This is a genomic window from Pseudoduganella sp. R-43 (genome assembly GCF_049913255.1).
GTDB lineage: Bacteria > Pseudomonadota > Gammaproteobacteria > Burkholderiales > Burkholderiaceae_D > Rugamonas.
On the sequence record NZ_CP183988.1, the window covers coordinates 3,741,894 to 3,754,814 of the forward strand.

At 63.4% G+C, this 12,921-nt stretch carries 6 protein-coding genes and 1 pseudogene; 4 read left to right on the top strand and 3 right to left on the bottom strand.

What is annotated here, in order from left to right:
* Nucleotides 1-31: 31 nt before the first annotated feature.
* On the bottom strand, nucleotides 32-1,804 hold the full coding sequence (locus ACN9M3_RS16995) for an AI-2E family transporter (RefSeq protein WP_426318037.1): 1,773 nt from the start codon (nucleotides 1,802-1,804) through the stop codon (nucleotides 32-34).
* Between the two features lie 170 nt (nucleotides 1,805-1,974).
* Between ACN9M3_RS16995 and ACN9M3_RS17000 the strand changes: the two genes are divergently transcribed.
* Nucleotides 1,975-5,148, top strand: a complete 3,174-nt coding sequence (locus ACN9M3_RS17000; RefSeq protein WP_426318038.1) for a di-heme oxidoredictase family protein — start codon at nucleotides 1,975-1,977, stop codon at nucleotides 5,146-5,148.
* A gap of 165 nt (nucleotides 5,149-5,313) precedes the next feature.
* Here the strand turns inward: ACN9M3_RS17000 and ACN9M3_RS17005 are convergent.
* Nucleotides 5,314-5,514 (bottom strand): annotated as a pseudogene (locus tag ACN9M3_RS17005) (aldo/keto reductase); the annotation flags it as partial.
* A gap of 74 nt (nucleotides 5,515-5,588) precedes the next feature.
* Between ACN9M3_RS17005 and ACN9M3_RS17010 the strand changes: the two are divergent.
* Together ACN9M3_RS17010 and ACN9M3_RS17015 are read left to right on the top strand one after the other, a co-directional pair.
* Nucleotides 5,589-6,497 (top strand): LysR substrate-binding domain-containing protein, encoded by a 909-nt coding sequence (locus ACN9M3_RS17010; RefSeq protein ID WP_426318039.1) that lies wholly within the window; start codon nucleotides 5,589-5,591, stop codon nucleotides 6,495-6,497.
* A gap of 33 nt (nucleotides 6,498-6,530) precedes the next feature.
* Entirely contained in the window at nucleotides 6,531-8,498 is a 1,968-nt protein-coding gene (locus ACN9M3_RS17015; protein ID WP_426318041.1) for a peptidase U32 family protein, read from the top strand.
* Here the strand turns inward: ACN9M3_RS17015 and ACN9M3_RS17020 are convergent.
* Nucleotides 8,495-8,995 carry a hypothetical protein gene (locus tag ACN9M3_RS17020; RefSeq protein ID WP_426161658.1) on the bottom strand — a complete coding sequence of 167 codons (501 nt, stop codon included), beginning with the start codon at nucleotides 8,993-8,995 and terminating at the stop codon, nucleotides 8,495-8,497. The two genes, ACN9M3_RS17015 and ACN9M3_RS17020, sit on opposite strands and share 4 nt — an antisense overlap.
* A gap of 94 nt (nucleotides 8,996-9,089) precedes the next feature.
* On the opposite strand from ACN9M3_RS17020, the gene ACN9M3_RS17025 reads away from it, so the two are divergent.
* A complete protein-coding gene (locus ACN9M3_RS17025; RefSeq protein WP_426318042.1) occupies nucleotides 9,090-12,860 on the top strand; it encodes a CHASE domain-containing protein in 3,771 nt (1,256 codons plus the stop codon).
* Nucleotides 12,861-12,921 lie beyond the last annotated feature (61 nt).

Sequence of the window (12,921 nt, forward strand, 5' to 3'; positions counted from 1 at the left end):
TCGGCCCTTTTCAGGCGCACCGCAAAGGCTGTCAGCCGATCTTGCTGGGCGTGACGAACGCCAGCGCCTCTTCGAACGATTGCAGCACCAGGTCGACGTGCGAAGCGATGGTTGCGTGCTCGTTGCCCACATCGTCGCGCGGGCGGATCGTTACCAGTTGCACGTCGGGCAAGGCCGCCCGCAACTCGGTCACGGCCGATATCCACGCTGCCGGCGCACTCTCGATCGGGTAGGCAATGAAGACCGTGGACACCAGGTTGTCGGCTCCCGGGTCGTCCTCTGGTCCTGCAGGATCAAGGACAAAGCTGCGCGCGTCCAGCTTCGCATCGCGGAACACCAGGACCAGCAACTCGCTCAGGAACTCTTCGCGCACGCCTGGCATGGAGGTGCAGACAATGACCGAACGCGCGGGCACGTCCAGCGAACCTTGCCAGCGCCCCAACCTTTCCTCGCGCTGATGGCGCAAATGGGCGCCAACGTTCTCGTCGAGCATGGAGATGTTGCGGCGGCGGGCGCGGCGTGGCGCGTGGCCGGCGTCCAGCGTATCGGCCACCATTGCGACTGTCGCGCGCAGACGGCTTTCCTGGCCGCTTTGCAGCCCAGCCCCCGCCATGGCGAGGCCGGGCAGCAGCACCCTGTCGCAATAGCGAGCCAGGGTCGACTTGCGCAGGAAGGCGCGTGCGTCTTCGATAATCGCGTTGGCATCGCCGCTCAGCACCCGGTGGTAGAAGCGCTGCGCTTCATTGGTATTGGGCGATTCCGCGAACATGATGCTGATCGGCTCCAGGCTCTTGATATAGCGGCCGCCGACCACGATGCACAGCGTGAGCGGCGTGGAGAGCAGCAATCCCAACGGACCCCAGATAGCCCCCCAGAACAGCGCCGACACGATCACCGCCAGCGGCGACATGCCAACGCTATGGCCATACACGCGCGGCTCGATCACGTTGGCGACGAATACTTCGAGCACGATGAACAGCACGATGGCGTAAACAGCGAGCGTCCAGCCAGGTTCGACGGCGGCGGCAAACAGGGCGATTGCGGCGCCTGCGATCAGTGCGCCGATATAGGGCACGAAACGAAGTGCTGCACAAAGTGCGCCCCACAGTGCGGCGTGCGGAATGCTGATCAGCCAGAGCGCGATCGAGATCACAACGCCAAACGTCAGGTTCAGGAGCAACTGGGTGAAGAAGAAGCGCGATACGCCCTCGGCCGCGTCCTCCAGGCCTTTGATGGTGCGACTGACTTCGCGCTGGCCCACCAGCCGCAGGACGCGATCCCGCAGGTTTTCCCGGTCCAGCAGGATGAAAATCATCAGCACCAGCACGAGGAAAGCCTCGCCCAGGGGTCCCGAAACCACGCCGATGGCCTTGGCGATGGAATCGCTGGTGCTGGCGTGTTCACGAATCTCCACCGGCACCGGCCGCGGGCCCGTTTCAAGTGCGCTTGCCGATGGCTGCTCTTCCAGCAGTTGCGGCGCCAGGCGTGCCAATGGATGCTGGGCCAGTTCTTCCAGCGACTTTGACTTGGAACGGATTTCGGCGGTGTATTGGGGCAGGTCCGAGGTCAGCGCCATGACATTGGCGCCCAGGATCGCGAAAGCGCCGGCAAACAGCACGATCACCAGCGCCAGCGCGCCGAAGGTCGCATTGACGCGGGAAAGTCCGAGGCTGCCCATGGTGCGGATCAAGGGAGCCAGCGCGAGGCTCAGCACCAGCGCAGTGACCACAGGCTGCAGCACCTCCCTGCCAAAATAGAGAAGGCCAAGCACACACGCCGCCGTGACGGCAAAATTCACTTTCATTCGGTTCCCCCCATGCCACTGCCAGCCGCGATCACACTTGATCTTCGTCGGCCTGATGGCAATGAGCCCAGGCTTCATAACTAGCAAGTGCAACGCACGCTTGACTTTGGTGTCCAGATGGACAATATTGCCTACCAGCAATTGGAAAGGATTCCACTTACGGAGGCGTCATGTTCACCAAACACAGGATCACCCGCGGCTTGCCCCTTGCCCTCGCCACGCTGCTGGCAGCTTGCGGCGGCGGTAATGGAAGCGACAGTACGGCACCGGGAACGGTGCTCAAGGCCGAGAGCGCGGTGCAAACAACGGAAATTGCCTTGACGCCGGCAGGCGCCACCGCTTCTGCGGTTGAACGCGGCGACCTGTCTGCCGCTGCGGCCATCGACCATAGCGACGGCACGCGCTGGAGCAGCGGCTTTACCGACGACCAGTACCTGACGCTGGATTATGGCAAGCCGGTCGCCATCAACCGCGTCAGGATTGCCTGGGAAAATGCCCACGCAAGCGAATATCAGCTTCAGGTATCCGATGACAACGCTACCTGGACCACGATCAAGTCCGTGCAAAACAGCCAGGGCGGCACCGAGGACTGGTCCGGCCTCGCTGGCCAGGGCCGGTATTTGCGCATGAAGGGTATCAAGCGCTCCTCCCAATACGGCTATTCGATCGTCGAGATCCAGGCGTTCTCCGGCACGCCGGCCTCCCCCACCCCGACACCGCAACCGGAACCGCTGCCTGGCGACCCTGCTGCGCCTGGCGTTGCGGTGAAGCCGCTCACCGCAACTTCGTCTGCGGTGGAGAACGCAGGCATGTCGGCCTCCGCCGCGATCGACGGGCTGGCCAGCACGCGCTGGGCCAGCGCAAGGGAGGATGGCGCCTGGATCCAGTTCGATTTCGGCGCCCGGACTGCCATCGGCTATATGAAGCTGGCCTGGGAAAATGCCTATGCGAAGCAATATTCCCTGCTTGTCTCAGACGATGGCAGCAACTGGTCGCAACTGCGCCTGGTCAGCAACGGCCGGGGCGGAACGGAAGAATTCTTCAACCTCGGCATCAATGCCCGCTATGTCCGCATGCAGGGCATTGCCCGCGCAACGCAGTACGGCTATTCGCTGTTCGAGGTGGAATTCAAGTCGCCGGGCAGCGACAACACCCTGCAGCCCGGCGCGACGTCGGCGTTGCGTTTCCCGGCCAGCGGGCAAGATATGGTGCCGTTGCCAGCGGCGCCATCTCCACTGGAGACGCTGCAATTCACGCTGGCGGACGGCACCCTCGTCACCCGCTTCGGCGCACGCGGCTTCGCACGCCACGGCCGCGAGCGCGGCGAGGAGTGGAATGAAATCGGCTACGGCCCGAACGAGACCGTCGATCCGGCAACCGGGCAGGCTGTCGATAAAGGCCCCGGCAACTACCTCACCTTCGTGCCGCAATACTTCAAGAACCGCACCTGGGGCGTTGAAATCGTCGACAACAGCCGCGTTCCCGGCGTCACCAAGCCTACCCTGGTCGTCAACCAGTACACGACGGTCGATTTCCTGTCCGGCGGAATTGCCTTCTTCCGCGCCATCGACCGCCCGGGCGTCACCGGTTATGGCTGGATGGCGCCGGGGGAGCTGGTCGATCACAATGTCAAGGTATGCAAACCGACGCCCTACCCTGCGGCCGGCCAGCTCTCGGCCCCGGGAGGCATCAATGGCGCCTGCACGCTGCTGGTCAAGCAGTATCCCGGCATGAACGGGCTCGATGCAGACGGCTTCCCGAATGGCAGCAATATCCCGGCGCGGCCGCTGGTGCTGGGCGATGCGATCGAAGTTTCTCCCTCCATGTTTTCCACTACCGAGTCCATGCTCGGCAAGGGCGATAGCGGCGGCATCCGCTACTATTCTGCGGAATGGATCTATGTGGTCGGCACCGGCCTGCGCCCATGGTATGGCGTGCAGCCGCGCCTCAATTCGGTGCCGCTGCCGCCGGAGACCCTGTCGGGCGGCCTTGGTTCGGTGTCCTACAACTATTCGGACAACGGCCTGTTCATGTTCCAGCAGCCGCAGAACAATGCAGGCATGCAGAATATGCAGCGCTTTGTCGAAGGCCGCCGCCTGATCCACACCAGTTTCGCCACGGGCGACCATAATGAAGCCGGCAACGACCGCTACACACCTGCGGTGGGCCTGCAAGGCCCGCGCTTCAACCAGTCGGCCTGCATCGGCTGCCACGTCAACAATGGCCGCAGCCCGGCACCATTTGCCGTCAACCAGAAGCTGGACACCATGTCGGTGCGGGTCGCCGTGACGGGAGCGGACGGCCAGCAGTTTCCGCACCCTCTGTACGGAACCGCGGTGCAGATGAACGCCTTCTCCAGCACCGGCGCTCCACAGAACTGGGGCACCGGCGTGCGAGTTTCCGGCTTCGAGGCACGCTCGGTAACGCTGGCCGACGGCACGACTGTGGAATTGCGCAAGCCCCTGCTCGCCTATGAAGGACCGGCGCCGGAGATTGCGTCACTGCGCGCCGCGCAGCCGATGATCGGCACCGGCTTGCTGGAAGCGGTTCCCGAAGCCGATATCCTGGCCCGCGTCCGCAGCGCCCCGGATGCGGATGGCGTCAAAGGCATCGCCAACTTCGTCTTCGATCCCGAAACCGGCGCGGTGCGCCTGGGCCGCTTTGGCTGGAAAGCCGCCAAGGCAACGCTGCGCCACCAGGCCGCAGCGGCACTGTTGCAGGACATGGCAGTGACATCGCCGGTCTACCCGAATCGCAGTTGCGGCAGCGACCCTGCCGGTTGTAAAACTGCCACCGCGCAGCACGGCGTGAGCGAGGCCGAACTACAGCTGATCTCGCAGTACCTGGCCCTGGTCGCCGTTCCTGCACAGCGCAGCCTGCCAAGCGGCTTCCCGAAAGGCGTGGCGCCGCTCGAAGAATTGCGCGTCGACGCGCAGCAAGTAGGCGCCGGATCGCGCCTGTTCCAGGCCATGCGTTGTTCGGCATGCCATACGGTGGAAATGCGCACCGGCCCGGGACATCTGCTGGCGGAGCTGCGCAACCAGGTGATCCGCCCCTATACGGATCTGCTGCTGCACGACATGGGCGCCGGACTGGCCGACAATTTTGTCGAAGGCCAGGCCAGGGGCGGCATGTGGCGTACCGCGCCGCTGTGGGGTATCGGCTATACCGACAAGGTGATGGGCAATGGCGGCAAGGCCGGCTACCTGCACGATGGCCGTGCGCGTAACCTGACCGAGGCCATCATGTGGCACGGCGGCGAGGGTGAGGCCTCCCGCCAGCGCTTCGCCGCCCTGTCCCCGGCGGACCGTGAAGCCTTGCTGGCCTTCCTGAAATCGCTGTAAGTACGACAGCCGTGCCGGCCCGGGGCGTTAGTCCCAGGCCGGCGCCAGGCCTTCCGGGTTGACCATGCGGCCGTTGCGTTCCAGCGCTGCGATGTCGGCCATGTCCTGCGCGCTCAGTTGAAGGCGGTGTCCTGGAGGTTGCTGGCCAGGTTTTCGCGCTTGGTTGATGTATTGTTCGACCGGCACCTTGCTCAGCGGCCAGTGGATCAGCGCCAGGTCGACGTAATCTGTGCGCAGCTTGGCCAGGCTTTCTTCCAGGCTGGCGACCAGCCGGTCGGCGGCAAAGTTGTCGTTCCAGACCTTGGTGGTCAGGAACAGCTCCTTGCGGGCGACGCCGGATTCGGCGACAGCCTGGCCGACTTCGGCTGCCACTCTAGCTTCAAGACTTTTGCGGAAAAGGCGGGTTTTCCGCGAAAGACATTTGAGTAATAATCAAAGATATGAAGACTACCCTTGACGAAATGCAGGCCTTTATTGCCATTGTGGCCACAGGATCGATCAGCGCCGCCGCTGAACGCCTGGGACTGACGGTTTCCGCAGCCAGCCGCACCCTGACCCGTCTCGAAGAGAAACTCGAAACCACGCTGGTCCGCCGTACCACGCGCCGCCTCGAGCTGACCGAGGAAGGCAAGGCTTTCCTCGAATGCGCCCGCACCATTGTCGCCAAGGTGGAGGAAACCGAAGAGAAGATGTCGCTGCGCCGCCAGGGCCCAGCCGGGAGGCTGCGCATCGATGCGTCGACGCCCTTCATGTTGCACGTCATCGTGCCGCTGGTGAACGGCTACCGCGAACGTTTCCCGCGCGTGGAGCTTGAACTGAACAGCAATGAAGGCATCACCGACCTGATGGAAAAGCGTACCGACGTCGCCTTCCGCATTGGCCGCCTGCGCGATTCGACCCTGCACGCGACGCCGATCGGAACCGGCCGCCTGCGCATCCTCGCCAGTCCCGCCTACCTGGAAAAGCACGGCCCGCCGGCCAACGTGGCAGACCTGGCCAACCACACGATCCTGGGCTTCAACCAGCCGGAGACCCTGAACGACTGGCCATTGGAGGACGCCGACGGCCAGCCCGTGCACGTCACGCCGGATATCTACACCTCAAGCGGCGAAACCCTGCTGCACCTGGCGCTGCACGGGGCCGGCGTTGTCTGCCTGTCGGACTTCCTGAGCAATGCCGACCGCAAGTCCGGCCGCCTGGTACAAGTCCTGGTCGAAGAAACGTTGGAGGTTCGGCAACCGATCAATGCCGTCTACTACCGCAATACGGCACTGTCGGCGCGGATCGCGTCGTTTGTCGACTACATGAAGGAAAAACTGGGCGATCGCGCCTTCAGCGAGCCGGTATAATATCCACCCTTGCAACTGTAGGGTTATCTTAGAATGTCATTGCTTGATCACGAGCTCGAACTGCTGGCGCCAGCCAAGACCGCGGAAATTGGCCGCGAAGCCATCCTGCACGGCGCCGATGCCGTCTATATCGGCGGTCCCGCCTTTGGCGCTCGCCACAACGCCAGCAATCCGATCGAGGATATTTCCTCGCTGGTGGAATTCGCCCACCGCTACCGCTCGCGCATCTTCGTGACCATGAACACCATCATGCACGATTCGGAGCTTGACCTGGCACGCAAACAGATCTGGCAACTGTACGAGGCCGGCGTCGATGCGCTGATCATCCAGGATATGGGCCTGCTCGAACTGGACCTGCCGCCGATCCAGCTCCACGCTTCCACCCAGTGCGACATCCGCACGGTGGAAAAAGCCAAATTCCTGGGTGACGTAGGCTTCTCGCAGCTGGTGCTGGCGCGCGAACTGACGCTCGAGAAGATCAAGCAGATTCGCGCCCAGGTCGATACTCCGCTTGAATACTTCGTACACGGCGCGCTGTGCGTGGCCTTCTCCGGCCAGTGCTATATCTCGCATGCAGACACCGGCCGCAGCGCCAATCGCGGCGATTGCTCGCAGGCTTGCCGCCTGCCATACACGCTGTCCGACAACCAGGGCCGCGTCGTCGCCTTTGAAAAGCACCTGCTGTCGATGAAGGACAACGACCAGAGCGCCAACCTGGAAGCGCTGGTCGATGCCGGCATCCGCTCCTTCAAGATCGAAGGCCGCTACAAGGACATGGGCTATGTGAAGAACATCACCGCCCACTACCGCCTGTTGCTCGATGAACTGCTGGAGCGCCGTCCCGAGTTCGCCCGTGCCGCCAGTGGCCGCACCCGCGTGCTGTTCACGCCCGACGTCGACAAGACTTTCCACCGCGGCCACACCGACTACTTCGCCAATGGCCGCCAGGACGATATCGGCGCCTTCGATTCGCCGAAATACGTCGGCGTGGAACTGGGCACCGTGGTGCGCATGGGCGGCGACCATATCGACGTCATCACCAATGCGCCGATGGCCAACGGCGACGGCTTGAATTACATGAACAAGCGCACCACGGTCGGCATCCAGGCCAACAAGGCCGAAAAGCTGGGCGATAGCGAAGACGGCCAGCGCTGGCGCGTGTTCCCGAATGAGCAAATGGCGGCCCTGCCGGGCTTGAAAGTCGGCACCGTGATCCACCGCAACCGCGACCACCAGTGGGAAGCGGCGCTGCACAAGAAGTCTTCCGACCGCCACGTGGGCCTGCAACTGACCCTGGCCGAGACTGAGGGCGGGCTGCGCCTCTCGATCATCGATGAAGACGGCATCGTCAGCGTCACAGATGCGCCGATGGCGCTGCAGCCGGCACAGAATGCCGAGCAGGCAGAAAGCGGCTTGCGCGCCAGCTTGGCGAAGCTGGGCAACACCATGTTCGTGGCCGACCACGTGGAGCTGAAACTGTCGCAGCCCTGGTTCGTGCCTTCATCGGCAATCAACGCCCTGCGCCGCGATGCGGTGGCCGCGCATGAAGCGGCCCGGCTGGCGGCCTGGCAGCGTCCACAGCGCAAGGCGCCCGCCGAACCGCGCGCTGTCTATCCGGATACGCAACTGAGCTACCTCGCCAACGTCTATAACGAAAAGGCGCGCGAGTTCTATCACAAGCATGGCGTTGCGCTGATCGATGCGGCCTACGAGGCGCACGAGGAAGCGGGCGAAGTGCCGCTCATGATCACCAAGCATTGCCTGCGCTTTTCGTTCAACCTGTGCCCGAAACAGGCCAAGGGCGTGCAAGGGGTGCAGGGCCAGGTCAAGGCGGAACCGATGACGCTCGTCAGCGGCGACCACACCTATACGCTGCGCTTCGATTGCAAGCCGTGCGAGATGCACGTGGTAGGCGCCATGAAGCCGGGCATCCTGAACTCCCCTCCTCCATCGGCGGTGCCATACAGCCCGCTGGTGTTCCACCGCAAGCGGCCGAACTAAGCCAGCAAGGCGCGCGCTTCTGCCAGCAAGCCCTCGGCGCAGGGCTTGCCAGTCTTCGATTCCCTCAATGAGACATGCCACAGGCCGATGACGCCGGCCAGCTGGCTTTCGTCTTTTGCATGTTCGATGCGGCGCACCAGGTCGGCCGCCATCAGGCCGAGGTGCTTGCGCGCTGCGGCCACCATGAATTCGCGTGCCGCCGCCAGCGCTGCCGTACCGATGGCGGCAGGATGGCTTGCCGCCGGCACCGGCGCTGGCGCCGAACTGATCCCCACCAGTCCCTTGCGCAGCAAGGCTTCCACCGCCTCCAGCATTTCGTCTTCACCCAGCCAGGTCTCGATTTCACCGAAGGCCTTTTGGCCGTCGATCAGGATCAGCACGGAGCGCTGGCGTGCCGAGAGCCCGGCGCTACGCTGGACAAATTCCACCCGGCCCGCCTCGGTCTTGCCAAATACCGTGCCGCGCAAGCGGATTCGATTTTCTGGAGTCAATTGCATGTTGACATGCTACGGGGCAAATGTGACAACTTCATTTCAGCCTTGTACATCTTCCATGATATAAAGGCATCACCACTGACCCGCTCTCCGCACCATGCCACTTCGCCTGCGTACGCTGACAGTCCTGCTGCTCGCTACTGGAGCGTATTACCTGCTGGCGCGGCTTGGCCTGATGCTCGCACTGGCGCAAAGCAATGCCAGCCCGATCTGGCCGCCATCGGGCTTCGCACTGGTGCTGCTGTTGCGCTTTGGACGGCAGTTGTGGCCTGCGATCCTCGCCGGTGCCTTCTTCGCCAACCTGGCTGTCTTCCATAACAACAACGTCGCCTCCTTGCCGGTGCTGCTGACAGTCTCGCTGACGATTGCCATCGGCAATACCTCAGAGGCACTGGTGGCCAACTGGCTGTCACAGAGGCTTGGCATCGCCGGCATGGCTCTGAATAACCAGCGTGAGGTATACAAGTTCGGCGCAGTGGCTGCTGTCGCCGCCCTTGCATCGGCGGCAGTTGGCGTGGTCTCGCTCGAACTGTCCGGCATCATCCCGCCGGCACTGACCTGGCAAGTCGCTGCCACCTGGTGGACCGGCGACTTCCTCGGAATGTTGCTGCTGGCGCCGCTGGCGATGGCCATTCCCACCCATCCAGCCTGGCCGCAATGGTCGCCAGGCCAATGGGCCTTCCTCGCTGCGCTGGCGATTGCCACGCTGGCTGTCTTCCTGAGCGATTCGCATCTCGCTGCAGCCCAGTTCCTGCCTTACTGCCTGCTGTTCTTCCTGGGCCTGGCGGCAGTGAAGCGCTGGCGTTCCATGGTGCGCATCGCGCTCGCCATCATTTCCGGCATCGCGATACCGGCCACGGTCATGGACCACGGGCCCTTTGTTTCCGGCGTCCTGCACCATTCGCTGCTCTCACTCTCGACCTACCTCGCGATCAGCAGCATACTGGCCTGGGTCCTGGCCACGGAGGAGGAACCCGGGCTCGCGGAAAGCTACGTCTGGACCCCGATCCTGATCCTGTTGGCCTGCATGACGCTGACCGTAAGCGCCTGGGGCTGGATCACTTACGACACCGAATCCCGCACCAGCGAGCGGTTCCAGCGTGCCGCGGACAATGTGCGCGAAACCATCCGCCTGCGCATGGAGGGCTACGAATCCCTGCTGCGTGCCGGCACGGCGCTGTTCGATGCCTCCTATAGCGTCGAGCGCGAAGAATGGCAGCAGTTCGTGACCGGACTGGAGCTGCCAAAGCAGTATCCGGGCGTGCTCGGCATGGGGTATGCGCGTTTTGCGCCAGCTGGCGCCGTTGCCGCGCTGAACAAGGAAATCAAGGTCTGGCCGGAAGGCGACCGCGACCTGCATGCAGCAATCGTCTACCTGGAGCCGCAATCGGAACGCAACAAGTTCGCGATCGGCTACGACATGATGTCCGAACCGACGCGCAGGGACGCCATGGTTGCGGCCATGCAAACGGGCAAAATGACTGCCAGCGGCCCCATTACGCTGGTGCAGGAGATCAAAGGCCCCAAGCAGGTCGGCTTCCTGATGTTCAATCCGGTTTATAGAAAAGACAGCGCTGGACATCGCGAATTGCAGGGCTTTGTCTACAGTCCCTTCCGCATGGGCGACCTCATGCAAGGCATCTTTGGCAGCGACCTGCGTGAGGTGCGCCTCGACGTCTACTTCCAGGACACCAAGGGGCAACTGATGTACACGAGCACTGGCAGCAGCGTGGGACAGAGCTTCACCCGCCTTTCCAGCCTGCAGTACGTGCCGGCCGGCGACAACGGCCAGTCCTGGGCCTTGAATGTACGTCCGACCGCCCTGTTCGACGCCGCGGTTGACCAGGGCAAATCCTTCATGGTGCTGGTGATGGGCACGTTGATCAGCCTGCTCTTCTTCGGCGCCAGCCGCAACCTGGTGCATGAACGTATTGCCGCCCTGCGGGCCAAGGACCAGTCGGCAAAGCAGCTCGAGCAACAGACTGCCAGCCTGGAAGAATCGGAAGCGCGCTTCAAGCTGCTCACTTCCCACATCCGCAACCACGCCATCGTGCTGCTCGACCCGACCGGCACCATCACCACCTGGAATGATGGCGCCGAAAAGCTGTTCGGCTACAAGGCGGCAGAGATCGTCGGCCAGCCCCTGCAGGTCCTGTCGACCGAAAGCCATGCGATCACCAGCATGACCCTGGCCCTGGAACACGGCCAGTATGAAGCAACCTCGCTGCGCCGCCGGCGCGACGGCAGCACCTTCCTCGGCCTGAAACAGCTATTCCCCGTGCGCGACGACCATGGCCACTGCATCGGCTACGCCATGATCATGCGCGACGTCACAGCCGAAAAGGCCGCAGAGAAGGAACTGAACGACGCCAAGACCCAGGCCGAATCGGCCAGTGCCGCCAAGAGCGCCTTTGTCGCCAACGTCAGCCACGAATTGCGCACGCCGATGAATGCGGTGCTGGGCGTCAGCCAGATCCTGGCCCGGACGCCGCTCAATGCCGAGCAGCGCCAATATCTCGACATGGTCTCCGGTGCCGGCCGCTCCCTGCTTGCCTTGCTCAACGATGTGCTCGATTTCTCCAAGATCGAGGCCAACAAGCTGGAACTGGTCGACGACGATTTCCTGGTCGAGGACGTGCTGTGCGCACTGGCCGCCGTGATGGCCATGACCAGCGCCGACAAGGGCCTGGCATTGTCCCTGTGCGTGGATGCGGACGTGCCTGTCTCGCAGCACGGCGATGTGCAGCGCATCCAGCAAGTGCTGCTCAACCTGGTCAGCAATGCCCTCAAGTTCACCGACAGCGGCAGCGTCACCGTGCATGCCAGCCGCGATCCGGCCGACCCCGGCATGCTGCGCTGGGAAGTCAGCGATACCGGCATCGGCATCAGCCCCGAGCAATTGCAACGCCTGTTCACACCGTTCAGCCAGGCCGACGCTTCAATGGCGCGGCGCTATGGGGGGACCGGACTGGGGCTCGCGATTTCCCAGCGCCTGGTGCAGATGATGGGCGGCACGATCGAAGTAGCGAGCACGCCGGGCCGCGGCACCACTTTCACCTTCCTGATGCCGCTGCGCGAGGGCGACCTGCCCGACCCGTACGCTTTGACCGGGGCGAAGCGCAACTGGCGCGTGCTGTACGCCGACCCCGGGCCGCACTTGCACGACGACGTGGTGCAGTTGGCTGCGCGCTGGGGCTGGCGCTGCGACACGGTTGATTCCGCGGCCGGGATCGGCGCCGCCCTGGCGCGCGCCAATTACGATTTGCTGATCTATGACAGCAGCTTCGCCGGTACCGCGCGTGCAAGCGATGTGCCGCAACGTATCTGCGTGCGCAGCGGCGCGCAGGATACAACGGGCGGCCCGCGGCCCGACCCCGAGCTGTTGCGCCCCCTGACGCGTTCCGCCCTGTTCTACGCCCTGAGCACCCAGGCCGACAAGGGAGGCGCCCAACAGGGCGCCTTCAGCAGCGGCAGCAAGGTGCTCACAGGACAATCCATCCTGCTGGCCGAGGACAATGCGCTGAACCAGCTGGTCGCGCGCAGCATGCTGGAAGCGGTCGGCGCCAACGTCCATATCGCCGAGAACGGGGCGCAGGCTGTCGATTTCCTGCGCCATGGCGAGCCGCCGGTGGACCTGGTCCTGATGGACGTGCAAATGCCGGTGATGGACGGCTTCAGCGCCACCCAGGCAATCCGCAAGGAACTGGGCCTGGACGTGCCCGTACTTGCCATGAGCGCCGGCGTCACCATCGGCGAACGCGCCGAATGCGATGCCGCCGGCATGAACGGCTTCGTTGCCAAGCCAGTCGATGGGGATGACTTAATTACAACGATTTTGCAATTTGTTCATGCCAAGGCCCGCAATTGAAATCTAAAGAAATGACACAAACGCTATAATTGGCCGGCAGTCATTAAATTTTTGGAAATAA

Excerpts from the sequence above, each read along its gene's own strand:
- ACN9M3_RS16995 (WP_426318037.1), bottom strand. The coding sequence starts at position 1,804 with ATGAAAGTGAATTTTGCCGTCACGGCGGCGTGTGTGCTTGGCCTTCTC.
- ACN9M3_RS17000 (WP_426318038.1), top strand. The coding sequence starts at position 1,975 with ATGTTCACCAAACACAGGATCACCCGCGGCTTGCCCCTTGCCCTCGCC.
- ACN9M3_RS17010 (WP_426318039.1), top strand. The coding sequence starts at position 5,589 with ATGAAGACTACCCTTGACGAAATGCAGGCCTTTATTGCCATTGTGGCC.
- ACN9M3_RS17015 (WP_426318041.1), top strand. The coding sequence starts at position 6,531 with ATGTCATTGCTTGATCACGAGCTCGAACTGCTGGCGCCAGCCAAGACC.
- ACN9M3_RS17020 (WP_426161658.1), bottom strand. The coding sequence starts at position 8,995 with ATGCAATTGACTCCAGAAAATCGAATCCGCTTGCGCGGCACGGTATTT.
- ACN9M3_RS17025 (WP_426318042.1), top strand. The coding sequence starts at position 9,090 with ATGCCACTTCGCCTGCGTACGCTGACAGTCCTGCTGCTCGCTACTGGA.